We start from the raw sequence: 16512 nt of genomic DNA, 5'->3' as shown, positions 1-16512 counted from the left end.
TGACTTCTGCCATAGTCTGAGGCGTGCAGGTGAAGCCCGGCGTCCACGTCGCCGGGAGGCAACAAGGAGCAGGGAGACGGCATGCCCCGGAGAAAAGTCCTCGTCGTGGTTCTGGCCGGTGGGGAAGGCAAGCGGCTGATGCCCCTGACGGCGGATCGTGCCAAACCGGCCGTACCGTTCGCCGGCAGCTACCGGCTGATCGACTTCGCCTTGTCCAATGTCGTGAATTCGGGATATCTGCGGGTCGTGGTGCTCACCCAATATAAATCCCACAGCCTGGACCGCCACGTGTCCGAAACCTGGCGCATGTCGACCCAACTGGGCAACTATGTCGCCTCGGTTCCTGCCCAGCAGCGGCTGGGCAAGGACTGGTTCCTCGGCTCGGCCAACGCGATCTACCAGTCCCTGAACCTGATCCACGACGCCAAACCAGAATACGTGTTGGTGGTCGGCGCCGATCACGTGTATCGGATGGACTTCTCGGCGATGATCGACGCCCATATCGCCGCCGGGGTCTCGGCCTCCGTCGCCGCGGTCCGCCAGCCCATCGACCAGTCCCATCAATTCGGGGTCATCGAGGTCGACGACGACGACCCAGGGCGTATCGCCGCCTTCCGTGAGAAACCCGCATCGACCCCCGGGCTGCCCGATGACCCGGATTCCTTCCTGGCCTCGATGGGCAACTACGTCTTCAGCACCGATGCCCTGCTCGAGGCCCTGGACGCCGACAACCTCAGCGACGACACCAAACACGACATGGGCGCGGACATCATCCCGGGCTTCGTCGAACGCGGTGACTGCGGGGTCTATGACTTCTCCTCCAACCCCGTCCCGGGCGAGGACGACGGGCTGGTGCGTTATTGGCGCGACGTCGGCACGCTGGATTCCTACTATGACGCCCATATGGATCTGGTCTCCCCCATCCCCAAGTTCAACCTGTACAACAAGGAATGGCCGATCCACACCCGGCACCACAGCTCCCCGCCCTCGAAGCTCGTCCGCGATAAGAACGGCGTCCCCGGCGAAGCACACGATTCGCTGCTGGCTGCGGGTGTGGTGATCACCGGAGGCGTCGTCACCCGCTCGGTGATCTCCACCGACGCCCGCGTCGAGCACGGGGCCTGCGTCACCGATTCGGTCCTGCTGGACGACGTCGTCATCGGAGCCGGTGCCACGATCAACCACGCGATCATCGACAAGAACGTGGTGGTCCCCGCCGGCGCCAGCATCGGCATCGACCACGCGGTGGATCGGGCCCGCGGATTCCTGGTCACCGACTCGGGGCTGACCGTGTTGGCGAAGGGACAGCAGATCGACGGCTGACCCGACTGGGTGGATGTCGCGCCGGGGCGGTATAGTTCTGCCGTCATGACTGAGCATTCCTCCCCCATCGCCGCCGCCGATCTGGCCGCCTGCCTGGGCGTCCTCGAACGCATCCACGAACTCCCCGACGACGACGAACAATTCATCGCCGTGCGCCGGGCCACTGCGAAGATGTTCAAGGAGGTCAAACGCGCCCGCCGGACCGAGGCCCGCCAGGCGGTGGTCGAGGCCGACCGCCAGGTCATGGAACGCACGGCCACCGGCGCCGCGAACCGGCTCGACGACGAGACCGAGGGGCTGGACCTGTCCTCGACCTCCGCGGGCTCCAGCGCCGGGGAATACCAGCAGCCGCGCAAATGCTACGTCTGCAAACAGCCCTTCACGAAGGTCGATGCCTTCCACCACCTGCTGTGCCCCGACTGCGCCACCGCCGGCAGGCATTGGCGCGAGGCCCGCATCGACCTGACCGGACGCCGGGCCCTGCTCACCGGCGGGCGGGCCAAGATCGGCATGCATATCGCGTTGCGGCTGCTGCGCGACGGGGCCCATACGACCATCACCACCCGTTTCCCCGCCGATGCGGCCCGCCGGTTCGCCGCCCTGGATGACAGCGGCGATTGGCTGCACCGGTTGCGCATCGTCGGGATCGACCTGCGCGACCCCTCCCAGGTGGTGTCGTTGACCGAGCAACTCATCGCCGCCGGGCCGCTGGACATCCTGATCAACAATGCGGCCCAGACGGTCCGCCGTTCCGGCCAGGCCTACCGCCACCTCATCGATGCCGAGGCCCGGCCGTTGCCCCCCGAGCTCAGCCAGGCCCGAGGTGGCCCGGAACTCTGGGGCGCCGGCCAGGCACCACAAGCCCACCCCCGGGCCCTGGCCGCGGCCTTCGACCTGGACACCGACGCCCTGGAATCCTCCGCCGCCTGGGATCCGGCACGGCTGGCCGAGCTGGCGATGACCGCCGGATCGGCCTCCCTGGACCGGGTGGAAGCAGGAACCGCGATCGATGCCGGCGGGCTGGTCCCCGATCTGGTCAGCGTGAACAGCTGGACCCACACGCTGGGCCAAGTGGAGGCGCTGGAACTGCTGGAGGTCCAGCTCTGCAACGTCACGGCACCGTTCCTGCTGGCGAGCCTGCTGCGTCCGGCGATGGCCGCCTCCTCGTTCAACCGCAAGTACATCGTGAATGTCTCGGCGATGGAGGGGCAGTTCTCCCGGGTCTACAAGGGCCCCGGTCACCCCCATACCAACATGGCCAAGGCTTCGATCAACATGTTGACCCGCACGTCCGCCGAGGAGCTCTTCGACACCGATGGCATCCTGATGACGGCCGTGGACACCGGGTGGATCACCGACGAACGCCCGCACGAGTCCAAGATCCGACACGCCGCCGGAGGCTGGCATGCACCCCTGGATCTGATCGACGGCGCGGCCCGGGTCTACCATCCGATCGTTGCCGGCGAGGAGGGCACGGATCTGCGGGGCTGCTTCATCAAGGACTACCGTCCCTCCCCCTGGTAATCCACGGATCCACGCCGGACGGTGATCTTCAACACCTGTTTCATGGTTGAATGGCCCCGTGGAGAATCAGCAGCCCAGAAACCAGAACCTGTCCCGCGATGAGGCCGCCGAGCGCGCCCGGATCCTCAGTGTCGACTCCTATGAAGTCGATCTCGATCTGACCGGCGCCCCGGATCCCACGGTCTCCGGCTACCGATCCCGGACGCGGATCGCGCTCACCGCCCAGGTCGCCGGCGAGGAGACCTTCCTGGACTTCATCCATGGTGGCGTCGCCTCGGTGGTCCATAACGGCAAGCCCCTGGATCCCGCGACCGCGGTCCGTGGGTCACGGATCCACTTCACTCCCACGGCGGGCCACAACCTCGTCGAGGTCGATGGCACGGCCCTCTACTCGACCTCCGGGGAAGGCATGCACCGCTTCGTGGACCCGGTGGACGGCCAGACCTACCTCTACACCCAGTACGAGCCGGCCGACGCCCGCCGGGTGTTCGCGAACTTCGAACAGCCCGACCTCAAGGCACCCTTCAGCTTCACCGTCACGGCGCCCGCCCACTGGCATGTCGCCTCCAACCAGTCGGTGGCCGAACGCACCGAGCACGACAACGGCATGGCCACCTCGGTCTTCGCCCCGACGCTGCCGATCTCGACCTACATCACCACGATCCTGGCCGGGCCATACCACTACGTCACCGACAGCTGGTCCCGCCGCCTCGAGGACGGCAGCACGCTGACCGTCCCGCTGGGCCTGAGCTGCCGGGCCTCGCTGGCGGCAAGCTTCGATGCCGATGCCCTGTTCACCACCACCCGGCAGGGGCTGGACTTCTTCCATGACCTCTTCGACTACCCCTACCCCTGGGGCAAATACGACCAGGCCTTCGTCCCCGAATACAACCTCGGCGCCATGGAGAACCCCGGTCTGGTCACCTTCACTGAGAACTACGTCTTCACCTCCCGCGCCACCGAATCCCAGTACGAGGGCCGGGCGAATACGATCATGCACGAGATGGCCCATATGTGGTTCGGCGATCTGGTCACGATGCGCTGGTGGGATGACCTGTGGCTGAAGGAATCCTTCGCCGACTTCATCGGCACCCTGGCCGTGGCCGAAGCCACCGACTTCGATACCGCCTGGGTCACCTTCGCGAACCGCCGCAAGGCCTGGGCCTACGTCCAGGACCAGCTGCCGACCACCCACCCGATCGTCGCCGACATCCCCGATCTGGAAGCGGCCCGGCAGAATTTCGATGGCATCACCTACGCCAAGGGCGCCTCCGTGCTCAAGCAGCTCGATGCCTACGTCGGGCGCGAGGCCTTCGTCTCCGCGGCCCGTACCTATTTCCGTCGCCACGAATACGGCAACACCACCCTGGCGGACTTCCTGGCCGTCCTGGCCGAGGCCTCCGGCCGCGATATGGGGGCCTGGTCCGAATCCTGGCTCCGCACCGCGGGGGTCGGTTCCCTGGAGGTCGAGTTCGAGGAGCACGACGGCGCAGTCACCTCGGCGGTCATCGTCCAGGAGGGCGCGGATCCCACGACGGGATCCGCCGCCATCCGTCCACACACCCTGGGGTTGGGCACCTTCGAATTGCGCGATGGCAAGCTGGAGCGCACCGGAGGATTCAGGCTCGATGCCACCGGGGCCCGGACCGAGATCCCCGAACTCGTCGGCCGGCCCCGCCCCGCCGTCGTCCTGCCCAATGACGGGGACCTGACCTATGCCAAGGTCAGATTCGACGAGTCCTCCCTGCAGGTCCTGCTCGAACACCTCGGCACGTTGACAGAGCCTCTGTCGCGGGCCACCGCCTGGGCAGCCCTCTGGTCCATGGTCCGCGATGGCCTGCTTCCGGCACCGGTCTTCCTGAGCGCGGTCCGCCGACATGTCTCCACGATCACCGATGTCGGAGTCCTGTCGATGATCCTGGGGCAGGCCGAGACCGCCGTCCAACGGTACTGCCCTCCCCATGTCAGGGATGCCGAACACCGGCAGCTGGCCCAGTCGCTGCATGATTTCCTGCTCGCTGCTGATCCCGGATCCGACGCCCAGCTGGCCTTCGCCAGGGCCCTGGCCGAGTTGGCCCGCGCCGGCGAACTCGACCATGTCGTGGCCGGGCTGCTGGACGGCAGCCTCCGGGTCGAAGGACTTACCGTCGACGAGCAGTTGCGCTGGGCCCTGCTGCAGGCCGGTGCGGCCCGGGGACACATCTCCACCTCCACCCTGGAGGCCGAGCGCCAGGCCAACCCGTCGGCGGTCGCCACCGTGGGGCAGGCGCTCGCCTGGGCAGCACGCCCGGAGGCGCAGGTGAAGCAGGCGGCCTTCGACGCCGCCCTGTCCGGAACCGACGCCGACGGCGCGGTCCTCTCCAACGATGTCCTCAGTGCCACGGTCAACGGTTTCCTGATCGGTTCACATGAGCAGATCGACGGCTACTACGAACGCTACTGGCCGGCCCTGGCCGATATCTGGGAGAAGATGAGCATCGGCCTGGCCACCCGGATCGTGCAGGGCCTGTTCCCGTTGGATCAGGATCTGGGCACCGAGGCACCGGAGCAGCATCGCGTCGTGCGCAGCGCCGATGCCTGGCTCGCCGACCACGCAGAGGCTCCACGGGCCCTGCGTCGGATCATCATCGAACAGCGCGACCAGCTGGTGCGCACCCTGCACGGGCAGGCCGCCGTCCTGGCGTCACGGGACTGAGCTCACCGGCAATCGGATGAGGCGGGCGCCGGGCCCAATCCGGCGCCGGCCCGTCCAGGGGCCCGGTCCGGCTAGGGAACCCGGTTCAGCCATCCATCGGTCCGGAACTTCTCGTCGGCGAGACGCTCGGCCCGGGTCAACGTGGCCTCATCGATTTCGGTCCGGGTCGCCCCATAGCGCTCGGCAAAGGTCGAGATCATCGTCTCGATGATCTCGGCCCGCGGGATGCCCGCCTGCCGCTTGAGTGGATCCACCCGTTTCTTGGCGCTGGCGATCCCCTTATCGGAAATCTTCTCCTGCCCGATGCGCAGCACCTCGGTCATCTTCTCGGCGTCGATGTCGTAGCTCATCGTGACGTGATGCAGGATCGCTCCCCCGGCGAAACGCTTCTGCGCGGCTCCGCCTATCTTTCCCTGGTCGGTCGCGATGTCGTTCAATGGTTTATAGAACGCCTCCACGCCTAGGCGTTTCAACGACTCCATCACCCAGGCGTCCAGGAACGGGTAGGAGTCGGCAAAGCTCATGCCATCCACCAGCGACGCGGGAAGATAGAGGGAATAGGTCACGCAGTTCCCGGCCTCCATGAACATGGCCCCACCCCCGCTGATGCGCCGCACCACGGTCACCCCATGCTTCCGGGCCCCGTCGGGGTTGATTTCGTTGCGGACCGACTGGAAACTGCCGATGACTACGGCGGGCTCGTTCCAGTCCCAGATCCGCAGGGTGGGTTTCCGGGTCCCTTCCATGACCTCACGGGTCATGATCTCGTCCAGGGCGACGTTGGCGGCGATGGGCAACGAACGGGGTCCGATGACTTCCCAGTCGTGGTCGGCCCACGTCGTCGCCAGGCCCAGGGCCCGGCGCACCGCGGTGGCCACGGCCGCGGGATCGAAACCGAACATGACCGCGTCGTGGCCGACCGCCCTGCCGACGGCTCCGCTGATCACCGCATGCGGTGCCGAGGCCTCCATTCCGACCAGGGCCGAGTTGATGTCATCCAGCGCCTCATCCGGTTCGAGGAAGAAGTCCCCGTTGATGTTGGCGCGCACGATCCGCGCCTCCGCCCCTTCACCGGCGACCTCGAGATCGGCGACCACGAGTTTTCCTCCGTGGACCTTGAATTCTCCGTGGTGGGTGTAGGGCGTGCTGTCCGGCTGGGGAAGATTCTCGACTGGCATGGTTCCATCCTAGTGAACCCGCCGGGCCCACGGGTCCCGGAACGGCCCGGCGGGGCGGCGTCGGCCCCGGGCCGTTAACGACAAAAGGACCCCGAAGGGTCCTTTTGCCACATGAAGGGTCCGCTTACTTCTTGCCGAAGTTCTTGAAGCGGGCGTTGAAGCGCTCGACGCGGCCGGCCGAGTCCATGATGCGCTGCTTACCCGTGTAGAACGGGTGTGATGCTGCCGAGATCTCGACGTCGATGACCGGGTAGGTCTTGCCGTCTTCCCACTCGATCGTCTTGCTCGAGGACCGGGTGGAGCGGGTCAGGATCTTTTCGCCGGAGGCGAGGTCGTTGAACACGACCGCCTCGTACTTCGGGTGGGTATTGGACTTCATGTGGAAAACCTTTGTTCGAGCCACTGGATTTTGCCAGCAGCCATACGGGTACAGCCGTTCCGTTCGTCACGGAACCGACCATTCACTGTATCCCATCGACAGATGCCCGGAAAAATCGCCGCGCCTACTGGGTGCGTAGTCCGGTGCCAACACGAAAAGCCACGCCCCTCCTGCACCCCACCGGCTACCTCCCTGGCTGGTCCCCGGATGGGGGGCATCGACGCTGGGATCCGCAGCCCGATGGTTTCGTGGGACAGCTTCACTGACATCCGCACGTAGCGCTTACCTGCGCGGGCAAAATGTCAGGGCTGCATGACAGCCTGCTTTCACAGTCAAGCGAGCAACACACGAAAGGACAACCATGGATACCGTTTCACAGATGCACGTCCAGATTCCCGAGGAAACACTGGAAATCATCACCTCTGGTCTTGAGTACCACGATAAGCACCATTGGATCCCGTGGGCTTGGGCGGCGATTTCCCGAGAGGGGGACCTCGAGCCGATCGTGGACGAATCCAGTCCTGACTATGCATCCCAACTCATCACGCTCGCTGCCTTGGGCCATCTCTACGACAAATTCCAGGATGCCTATACCGGGCTCCACCCCAGAGACGAGTTCCTGACCGAGCTGCTGGGCGACGCGCGCCCGGCAATCAATCAAATCGAACTGGCGCGCTACTGCGAACGCAACGGTCACTACGACTACTCGGAAATTCCCGAGTCCGCAGCCGCGCTCGAACACGTTGCCGTCAACAACCGAACAAACGAAGTCCAAGTTCGACTGGTCCACCTTGTCGGACAAGCAAGACTGTTCACCTCGCTCGTTGTTGCCGGTACGGCAATAGCGACCGCTGATTTCGGCGCCGAAGACGACGACGCCGAATTTATCCCCCTTGGCGACTCACTGACACTTGACGCATTCGACCCGTATTTAGACGACGTCCTGAACTTCACCCTCACTGCCGAAAAGCATCGTGCATATGAGTGGCTCACGGGCGACCTCGACCTTGGATGATTCGGCGGTCCGCCACTCGCCCCAGTCGTTGGTGAAGACCTGAGTGCCTGGACAGGGACGAGCTGCCACAACAACACCCTCTCGCCAGGTAGAAGAACGATCGGTTCGTCGCCCTGCTGCTGATGGTTTGCACTACCGGGATCCCGCTCAAAGCCGGCACTACTCGGCGTTGGGCGCTCACCAACTGCTCATCGGGTAATATTCAGCGCCGGTTGTTCGAGTACGTCCGAGGCGTCAGCCCAGGATCAACGAGTCCATGGCCTGCAGTCGGATTCAAGCCCTGGCTTTCAGTGCCGAGCGCCAACGTCCACGTCTGGCTCTGATGAACCACGACCATCACGCCTCTCATTGGGCTCGCACTCCCCTGCTGGAGTCATGCCAGCTTTCTAGGGCGCGTTTTGAGAGGGCCGGAGCCACTCCGGCGAACCATCCAGGAGACCCGGCCTGCGCCCACGACATTCGCCGCGCCTACCTCGCCCGCAATTCCCACATGGCCACGGTGGAGGCCGCAGCGACATTCAACGAATCGACGCCCGGGCGCATGGGGATCATCACGGCCTCGTCCACCCGGGCCAGGGTGTCGTCCGAGACACCGGCCCCTTCGGTGCCCAGCACCAGGGCCAACCGATCGATGTTCTCGGCGGCTACTTCATCGATGGGCCGGGCCGAGTCGGTGACCTCCATGGCCGCCAACCGGAATCCGTCCCCGCGCAGCCGGTCCAGCCCCTCATTCCAGTCCTCCAGCCGCGCCCACGGGATCTGGAAGACCCCACCCATGCTCACCCGGATGGAACGCCGGTACAGCGGATCGGCACAGCGGGCGGAGACCAGGACGGCGTCCATTCCCAGGGCGGCCGCCGAACGGAAGATCGCGCCGAGGTTGGTGTGGTCCACGATGTCCTCCAACAACAGCACCCGGCGGGCCCCGGCGACGACGTCGGCCACCGGAACCGGTTGCGGCCGGTTCATGGCAGCCAGCGCACCCCGGTGCAGGTGGAAGCCGGTGATCTCCTCCAACACGCCCGGCGCCCCTACGAAGGCCGGAACCTCGGGGTGGGCTTCGAGGACATCGGAGAGCCCCTCGAGCCATTTATCGGCCAGGAAGAAGGAGCGCGGGACGTGTCCGGCGGCCAGGGCCCGACGCAGGACCTTGGAGCTTTCGGCGATGTAGAGCCCGCGCCCCGGATCGGTTCGTTGCCGCAGGGCCGCATCGGAGAGCCGGACGTAATCGGAGACGCGCGGGTCGGAGGCAGATTCCAGGGTGATGATCGGCATCAGGAGACCAGCTTGCCGATCATGACCGCCAGGGCCACGAGCCCGAGCACCACGATGAACGAACGCAGCAGCAGCGGTGAGAGCTTCCGGCCGACCCGGGCGCCGATGAACCCACCGACCAGGGAACCGCCGGCGATGAGCAGGACGATCAGCCAGTTGATGCGGTCGAAGGCGAAGAGCAGGTAGGACACGGCGGCGACCAGGTTGACCACCAGCGAGAGGATGACCTTGATCGCATTGGACTGCTGCAGCGAACCATGGAAGAAGATGCCCAGCACGGCCATGAGCAGGATGCCCTGGGCCGCGGTGAAGTAGCCTCCGTAGACCCCGATGAGGAAGACCAGGACGTAGACCAGCGGCGATAGTTTCTGTTCGTCCGCATGGGAAGGCCGCAGGGCCCCGCCGCTTTGCCTCTCACGCACCCACCGGGCCAACCGCGGCTGGAAGATGACCAGCAGGATTGCGATCGCGATGAGGACCGGGGCCACATACCCGAAGACCGTTTCGGGAAGGTGGAGCAGCAGGAAGGCGCCCAGGATGCCGCCCAGCAGCGAGGCCGGAACCAGTTTGAGCATCGTCTTGGGGACGGTGCGGGCTTCCTGCCGGTATCCCCAGGCGCCGGAGAACCCGCCGGCGACCAGGCCCATGGCGTTGGAGATGATGGAGTTGACCGGCGCGAAGCCCAGGGCCACAAGGACCGGGAACGTCACCAGCGAGCCGGAGCCGACGATCGTGTTGATCGTGCCCGCCCAGAGCCCGGCAAAGAGGACGAGCAGTTCCCTCCATAAATCCATGCGCTGCGCTGGCCCTAGGCGCCGAGTCGGGCGACGGCCGAGTAGCGGCCGTCGTCGACGCGCAGGCGCAGATCCATCTCGAAGGTCTCCGAGAGGTTGGCTTCGGTCAGTGTCGTGGCGATGGGGCCGGCGGAGACGATGTTGCCCTCGTTCAGCAGCATGGCATGGGTGAAGCCCGGGGGGATCTCCTCGAGGTGGTGGGTCACCAGGACCATGGCCGGTGCCTCGTCGGCGGCGGCGAGCTCGGAGAGGCGGGCGACGAGGTCCTCGCGCCCCGCCAGGTCCAGTCCTGCCCCGGGTTCGTCCAGGAGGAGCAGTTCGGGGTCGGTCATCAGGGCCCGGGCGATCTGCACCCGCTTGCGTTCGCCGTCGCTCAGTGACCCGAATTTCCGGTTGATCAGGGTGGACATCCCCCAGTCGTGCAGCAGTGAGAAGGCCCGGCGTTCGTCCATGGCCTCATATTGTTCACGCCAGCGGCCGGTGGTGCCCCAGGAGGCGGTGACCACGACGTTCAACACCTTCTCGTGGGCGGGGATGTGGGTGGCCAGGGCCCCGGAGGACAACCCGATCCGCGGACGCAGTTCAAAGACGTCGACCCGTCCCAGGGTCTCGTCGAGGATCTCGGCGGTGCCCCGGGTGGGGTGCATGCGGGCCGCGGCGATCTGCAACAGGGTGGTCTTCCCGGCCCCGTTGGGACCCAGAACAACCCATCGTTCGTCCTCCTTCACCTGCCAGTCGATGCTCGTCAAGAGGTTCTTTTGACCCCGGACCACGTCGATACCGGTAAAGGAGAGCACATCATTCATGGTCAAAACACTAAGGCAATACCTAGGTGATCGGCCAAATGCTACCGGGTGTGCCGCCCCGCGACGTCGCGAAGTAGCGCCTAGCAGGCACCGCACGGGAGAATCGTTCCATGAAGATCAGCAGTTACCTCGTCTCCCATCACGGCACCGCGTCCTCCCCCGACGACGGTGCCGCGACTCCGACGGCCGCCGACGGCCCGGAGGCGACCCGGTTCGAACCGGCACGGATCGAGGCGCTCCTGGGGGACCACGGGTTCTCCACGGCCTCCTCCACGGCGTTCTCGGGGCTGGGGTACGCCGGAACACGCAGGGCGTTGACCCGCACGACGCCGGAAGGCCCCGACGCAGACCGCTCCGCCGCCTTGCTGGACCGGCTCGCCGCCGACTCCGCGCAGCATGCCCTGGTCCCGGCCAGCCTGATCGAGGCGCCCCGCAAGCTGCTGGTCATGGACGTCGATTCCACGTTGATCCGGCAGGAGGTCATCGAGTTGCTGGCCGCCCATGCCGGGCGTGAGGCCGAAGTCGCCGCCGTCACCGAGGCGGCGATGCGCGGCGAACTGGACTTCTCCGAAAGTCTCCACGCCCGGGTGGCCACCCTGGCCGGGCTGGAGGCCGGGGTCATCGATCGGGTGTGCGACGCCGTCGTTCTCTCGGCCGGGGCCAGGGAACTGATCGCGGCCTGCCACGAGGGCGGGCATCTGGTGGGCGTTGTCTCGGGCGGGTTCCTCCAGATCCTCCGGCCGCTGGCCGACGGGTTGGGGCTGGACTTCGCCCGGGCCAACGATCTGGGCGTCAGCGAAGGCCGGCTGACCGGAACCGTGAACGGGGAGATCGTCGATGCCGCCGCCAAGGAGTCGTCCCTGCGGCAGTGGGCCGTCGAGGCGGGCCTCCCCGTGGAACACACCATCGCCGCCGGCGACGGAGCCAACGACCTGTTGATGGTCCGGGCTGCCGGACTCGGGATCGCTTATTGCGCCAAACCCGCGTTGCGTACCGCCGCCGACGCGGTGATCGATCTGCCACGGCTGGACATCATTCGTCATCTGGCAGGTATTTGATCATGACGATTGCATAACTACCGGGCCCCGCGGACATCAGCGGCGCATCTGCGCGAGCCCGCGGCGCTAGGATCTTTTGTGGTGCGCGTTCCGACGGGCGCACGGCGTCGATGAACATGGAGCATTCGCGGGCAATGATGCGGGACAAAAGAGACACGAGCAAGAAGAAAAAGGGCTGGCTGATCGGCGGTGGCGCCATCATCCTGTTGGCGGGCGCCTACGCAGGCGGGGCGTCGCTGCTCGGCGACCAGATCCCCAACGGGACCACGGTCCACGGGGTCGAGATCGGCGGTCTGAGCAGTTCCGACGCCGCCGCCCGACTGCACCGGGACCTGGACCCGCTGGCTTCCGAACCGGTCACGATCGCCGCCGGGGAACAGTCCGCGCCGCTGACCCCCGACGAATCCGGCCTGGGCCTGGACATCGAGGCCACCCTGCAGGGCCGGACCGGGTACACCCTGAACCCCATGGTCCTCTTTCAACGCCTGACCGGCGGTTCGGCCATCAAGCCGGTCCTGACCCAGGACGACGACGCCTTGGACGCCGCCATCGAGGATCTGCGTCCCAAGCTGGACACCAAGGCCACCGAAGGCAAGATTGCCTTCAAGGACTCCAAGGTCCAGTACGACGCCCCGTCCGAAGGCGAGAAGGTCGACGCGGACCAGGCCGGCGACGCCATCGGCAATTCCTGGTTCGGCGCGAGCGAACCCATCGAGGTGGCCACCACCACGGTGGAGCCCAAGACCCCCGCCTCGGCGTTCGAGAAGGTCCGCGATGAGCAGGCCAAGCCCCTGGTCGCCGGGAACGTGACCGTGGCCGCCGATGACCTGAAGGCCACCTTGAAGCCGGCCGAGCTGGCCCAGGCGGCGTCCTTCAAGGTCTCTGACGGCGCGGTGAAGATGTCGTTGGACAACCAGCAGCTCGCCGACCGTCTGCTCAAGGCCAATCCCAAGATGGCGTCGACGGCCAAGGACGCCCGCATCGTCCTGAAGGGCGGGAAGCCGAAGATCATCCCCGCGGTCAAGGGCCATGGCGTCGAGACGAAGAACCTCACCGAGAAGATCCTCACCGCCGCGACCACCGATTCACGGACCGCGAAGATCGACGTCGCCGTCACCAAGCCGGAACTGACGACCGCGAAGGCGAAGAAGCTGGGTGTGAAGGAGGTGATCGTCGAGTTCTCCACGCCGTACCCCACCTTTGACACGGTCCGGACCAAGAACCTGCGCGCCGGGGCCTCGAAGCTCAACGGCATGCTGGTCATGCCCGGCGACACCTTCTCGCTGACCAAGGCGCTGGCCCCCATCACGGAGGCGAACGGCTACTTCAAGTCCGGCGTGGTGGAAGACGGCTTCACCACCGAAGCCATCGGCGGTGGTCTGTCGCAGATCTCCACCCAGTTGTTCAACGTGGGATGGCTCGGGGGCATGGACGATGTCACCCACCGGCCGCATAGCCGCTGGTTCGACCGCTACCCCGCCGGGCGTGAATCCACCCTGTGGGAAGGCCAGATCGACATGGCCTGGAAGAACAACACCGGCCACGCCGTGATGATCCAGGCCTGGGTGACCGACAGCCATGTGAAGACCCGTCTCTGGGGGACCAAGAAGTACAAGGTCACCTCCAAGACCTCGGGGCACTACAACAAGACCAACCCCAAGACCACCTACAACGACGCCGAGAAGTGTGTCGCGGAGTCCGGTGGCCAGAAGGGGTTCTCGGTCGATGTGCACCGCACCCGGACGGCGGGCTCGGAGACGCTCAAGGACAGCCTGCACTGGACGTATCAGCCCTGGAACAAGGTCGTCTGCGGGAAGAAGCCCTAACCCCCGCACCGACGCCAAAGGCGGCGGCTCCACCCGTGGGAGGGTGGAGCCGCCGCCTTTGATGCTCCGTGTACTGCCGGTGTGTTCTAGTCCAGGAAGTGTCCTGCTCCCCCAGCGTATTCGGTATGTCCGGTGGGGACGTCGGCCGTGGCCATCGCGGCGACCTCGACCCCGAACTCCTGGACGGTGAGCAGTTTGCCGGCAGCCTGCCGGCGCTCCTCGATGGCCCCTGGCTGGGCCCGGTCCAGCAGCGTGGCGGTGACGGTCCCTTCGATCATGTCCCCGGAGACCACCACCAACGAGATGCCCTTGGCCTCCAGCGCCGGGATCTCCTCACGCAGGGCCAGCTCCCCGGCGCGCTTGGAACGGGCCACGGGCTCGTAGGCATCCAGCGTCGCCGTCTGGTCGATGAAGTGGGCCTGGTGGCTGGTGACGAACACCACACGCGAACCGGCGGGCATGACGGCGGCCGCGGTGCGCAGCATGTCGACCTGGGCGTCGCGGTTCAGTCGCAGGGCATAGTCCTCGCCGAGATCGGCTTCCATGCCGCCGGAGGCGTTGAGCACCAGCACATCGAGGGACCCGAAGTTCTCTTGCGCCGCATCCACCAGTGACTGGGCGCCCCCCTCGGCGGTCAGGTCCGCACCGACGGCCACGGCCCGGCCCCCGGCATCGGTGATGCCCTGGACGATCTTATGGGCACGGGGAGCCTTCTGCCGGTAGTTCACCACGACGGAGGCACCCCCCGCTGCGAGGTTCTTCGCCACTTCTGCGCCGATGCCCCGGGAGGACCCGGTGACAATGGCTGTTTTTCCGTTGAGTTCTGACATGGATTCTCCTAGTTGGGGTTCACGCGGCCATGGCGCGGATGCGGCAAGGGAGCCCGCTGTCGCGGGCACTTTCCTCCATCTTGCCAGCCCATCCGGCGTCGTGCCGTTGTGGGAATGCTCCAAAGACGAACGGCAGGTGGGCCTAGTGCCCCATGCCCAGACCGCCGTCGACCGGAATGACGGCGCCGGAAATGTAGGCGGCCTCGTCACTGGCCAGCCAGCGGACGACTCCTGCCACCTCGGTGGGCTCGGCGAACCGTCCCGCGGGGATGCCCGAGAGGTACTCCTTCTGCGTGTCTTCGGGCAGTGCGGCGGTCATGTCGGTGTTGACGAACCCCGGGGCCACCACGTTGGCGGTGATGCCCCGGGACCCCAGCTCACGGGTCAACGACCGGGCCATGCCCACCAGCCCCGCCTTCGACGCCGCGTAGTTGATCTGACCGGGAGAGCCCAGCAGGCCCACCACGGAGGAGATCAGCACGACACGGCCCTTGCGCAGCTTGATCATTCCCTTCGAGGCCCGTTTGATGACCCGGAAGGCGCCGGTGAGGTTGGTGTCGACCACCGAGCTGAAGTCGTCCTCGTTCATGCGCAACAACAGCATGTCCTTGGTCATCCCGGCGTTGGCCACCAGGACCTCGACGGGACCGTGGGCCTGTTCGACCTCGGTGAACGCCGCGTCGATGGACGCATAGTCGGTCACATCCGCCTTCACCCCCAGCAGACCTTCGGGGACCACGCCGCTGCGATAGGTGATGGCCACCTGATCGCCGTTCGCTTCGAATGCCCGGGCAATGGCCAGGCCGATACCCCGGTTGCCACCGGTGATCAATACGCTGCGCGGGGCGGGCTGGGCGGTTTCGGTCATGGGTCCTCCAAGTCGGTACGTCAACGGTTCCGCACCATTCTAGCCGTGGAGGGTTCGGCGGATCGTCGCGACGGTGACACAATGGAGGGGAACACCATGGAAGAGACATGAGCCAGCATTCGTATCCTTTGAACCAGCCTGTCCCCGCCGGCCACCCGCAGCGGATCACCGACGCCGATGAGTCACGTTCGGCGGACATGCATTCGCGCACCGTCAAATACACGATTTCGATGTCCGTGCGCATGGCCTGCTTCATCGCTGCCTTTTTCGTCCATGGGTGGATCCAGGTGGTCATGCTCATCCTGGCGGTGATCCTGCCCTACTTCGCGGTGGTCGTGGCCAACGCCAGCGGTGCCGATCTGGCCAAACGTACGGAGACCAACTACTACGACGGCGGTCCGACGGAGCCCGCCATGCTCGCCGGCGCCGCAGCCGACGGCACGAAGGACGAGGCCCCGCAGGACCCCACGGCGAAGGACGAGTCGAACACTGATGACCCGACGGAAGGCAGCGAAGGGACCACCACCGGACCCTTCGACCCGGCTTCCGGCTCGACCAGCCCGCAGGACGACGCCGAACCCGACCTGCTCTCGGGGCACTGGTACGTCCCCGACGAGGCGGAGGAACCACAGCAGGAAGAACGGGTCCATCACCATCACGGCCACCGCCACCGGCCAGGAAGCGAAAGGGAGCACGGATGAGCATTTTCGACCAACTCTCAGGCGTTGAGGGCCCCGCGGTGCCGAAGTGCTCGCGCAAGGGATGCCGGCAGTCCGCCCAGTGGCAACTGCTCTGGAACAACCCCAGGATCCATACCCCGGAGCGCCGGAAGATCTGGTTGGCCTGTGACGACCACCGCGGATGGCTGACCACCTACCTCACGGAACGCGGTCTCTTCAAGGAATCACAGCCGCTCCCCGCCGACGCCCAGGAGGGGTGAA

15 protein-coding genes are annotated in these 16512 nt (G+C 66.1%); 8 read left to right on the top strand and 7 right to left on the bottom strand.

All coding sequences use genetic code 11. The features are described 5' to 3' along the window. Positions 1–81 precede the first annotated feature (81 nt). From glgC to pepN, 3 genes are read left to right on the top strand one after another with little or no spacing between them, the layout of a single operon-like run. Positions 82–1323: a glucose-1-phosphate adenylyltransferase gene (glgC, locus tag AC3ZI9_RS07140; protein WP_444561433.1), complete on the top strand. Its 1242-nt coding sequence runs from the start codon at positions 82–84 to the stop codon at positions 1321–1323. A 45-nt stretch (positions 1324–1368) separates the two neighbouring features. Then, on the top strand, positions 1369–2847 hold the full coding sequence (locus tag AC3ZI9_RS07135) for an SDR family NAD(P)-dependent oxidoreductase (RefSeq protein WP_444561434.1): 1479 nt from the start codon (positions 1369–1371) through the stop codon (positions 2845–2847). 58 nt (positions 2848–2905) lie between these two features. Beyond that, entirely contained in the window at positions 2906–5542 is a 2637-nt protein-coding gene (gene pepN, locus AC3ZI9_RS07130; RefSeq protein WP_444561435.1) for an aminopeptidase N, read from the top strand. A 71-nt stretch (positions 5543–5613) separates the two neighbouring features. Here pepN and lplAB read toward each other — a convergent pair whose 3' ends face one another. Continuing rightward, the gene (gene lplAB / locus AC3ZI9_RS07125; protein WP_489923976.1) at positions 5614–6720 is read right to left on the bottom strand and encodes a lipoate-protein ligase LplAB; all 1107 of its coding nucleotides are present in this window, start codon (positions 6718–6720) and stop codon (positions 5614–5616) included. A 124-nt stretch (positions 6721–6844) separates the two neighbouring features. Continuing rightward, the gene (locus AC3ZI9_RS07120; RefSeq protein ID WP_444554689.1) at positions 6845–7099 is read right to left on the bottom strand and encodes a type B 50S ribosomal protein L31; all 255 of its coding nucleotides are present in this window, start codon (positions 7097–7099) and stop codon (positions 6845–6847) included. Between the two features lie 361 nt (positions 7100–7460). Between AC3ZI9_RS07120 and AC3ZI9_RS07115 the strand changes: the two genes are divergently transcribed. After that, positions 7461–8114 carry a hypothetical protein gene (locus tag AC3ZI9_RS07115; RefSeq protein ID WP_444561437.1) on the top strand — a complete coding sequence of 218 codons (654 nt, stop codon included), beginning with the start codon at positions 7461–7463 and terminating at the stop codon, positions 8112–8114. A gap of 468 nt (positions 8115–8582) precedes the next feature. On the opposite strand, the gene AC3ZI9_RS07110 is transcribed toward AC3ZI9_RS07115, so the two are convergent. From AC3ZI9_RS07110 to AC3ZI9_RS07100, 3 genes are read right to left on the bottom strand one after another with little or no spacing between them, the layout of a single operon-like run. Next, the gene (locus tag AC3ZI9_RS07110) at positions 8583–9389 is read right to left on the bottom strand and encodes a TrmH family RNA methyltransferase (RefSeq protein WP_444554691.1); all 807 of its coding nucleotides are present in this window, start codon (positions 9387–9389) and stop codon (positions 8583–8585) included. After that, complete coding sequence (locus AC3ZI9_RS07105; RefSeq protein ID WP_444554692.1) at positions 9389–10183, bottom strand: sulfite exporter TauE/SafE family protein; 795 nt, start codon at positions 10181–10183, stop codon at positions 9389–9391. The genes AC3ZI9_RS07110 and AC3ZI9_RS07105 overlap by 1 nt, the downstream gene beginning before the upstream one ends. A 14-nt stretch (positions 10184–10197) precedes the next feature. Continuing rightward, positions 10198–10989 (bottom strand): ABC transporter ATP-binding protein, encoded by a 792-nt coding sequence (locus AC3ZI9_RS07100; RefSeq protein WP_444561438.1) that lies wholly within the window; start codon positions 10987–10989, stop codon positions 10198–10200. A 110-nt stretch (positions 10990–11099) separates the two neighbouring features. On the opposite strand from AC3ZI9_RS07100, the gene serB reads away from it, so the two are divergent. Then, positions 11100–12047: a phosphoserine phosphatase SerB gene (serB, locus tag AC3ZI9_RS07095; RefSeq protein ID WP_444554694.1), complete on the top strand. Its 948-nt coding sequence runs from the start codon at positions 11100–11102 to the stop codon at positions 12045–12047. A gap of 134 nt (positions 12048–12181) precedes the next feature. Then, positions 12182–13873, top strand: coding sequence for a VanW family protein (locus tag AC3ZI9_RS07090; RefSeq protein WP_489923975.1), 1692 nt, complete (start codon positions 12182–12184; stop codon positions 13871–13873). Between the two features lie 86 nt (positions 13874–13959). Here AC3ZI9_RS07090 and AC3ZI9_RS07085 read toward each other — a convergent pair whose 3' ends face one another. Together AC3ZI9_RS07085 and fabG are read right to left on the bottom strand one after the other, a co-directional pair. After that, positions 13960–14703 (bottom strand): SDR family oxidoreductase, encoded by a 744-nt coding sequence (locus tag AC3ZI9_RS07085; RefSeq protein ID WP_444554696.1) that lies wholly within the window; start codon positions 14701–14703, stop codon positions 13960–13962. A 142-nt stretch (positions 14704–14845) separates the two neighbouring features. Next, on the bottom strand, positions 14846–15571 hold the full coding sequence (fabG, locus tag AC3ZI9_RS07080) for a 3-oxoacyl-ACP reductase FabG (RefSeq protein WP_444566934.1): 726 nt from the start codon (positions 15569–15571) through the stop codon (positions 14846–14848). A gap of 107 nt (positions 15572–15678) precedes the next feature. On the opposite strand from fabG, the gene AC3ZI9_RS07075 reads away from it, so the two are divergent. Both AC3ZI9_RS07075 and AC3ZI9_RS07070 read left to right on the top strand, forming a co-directional pair. Continuing rightward, positions 15679–16272 (top strand): DUF3099 domain-containing protein, encoded by a 594-nt coding sequence (locus AC3ZI9_RS07075; RefSeq protein ID WP_444561441.1) that lies wholly within the window; start codon positions 15679–15681, stop codon positions 16270–16272. After that, complete coding sequence (locus AC3ZI9_RS07070) at positions 16269–16511, top strand: hypothetical protein (protein WP_444554699.1); 243 nt, start codon at positions 16269–16271, stop codon at positions 16509–16511. Before AC3ZI9_RS07075 ends, AC3ZI9_RS07070 begins: the two co-directional genes overlap by 4 nt. The last annotated feature ends 1 nt before the right edge of the window (position 16512 follow it).

It is taken from the genome of Arthrobacter sp. AOP36-F1-5 (assembly GCF_058137995.1).
This window is presented reverse-complemented; position numbering and strand designations above follow the sequence as displayed.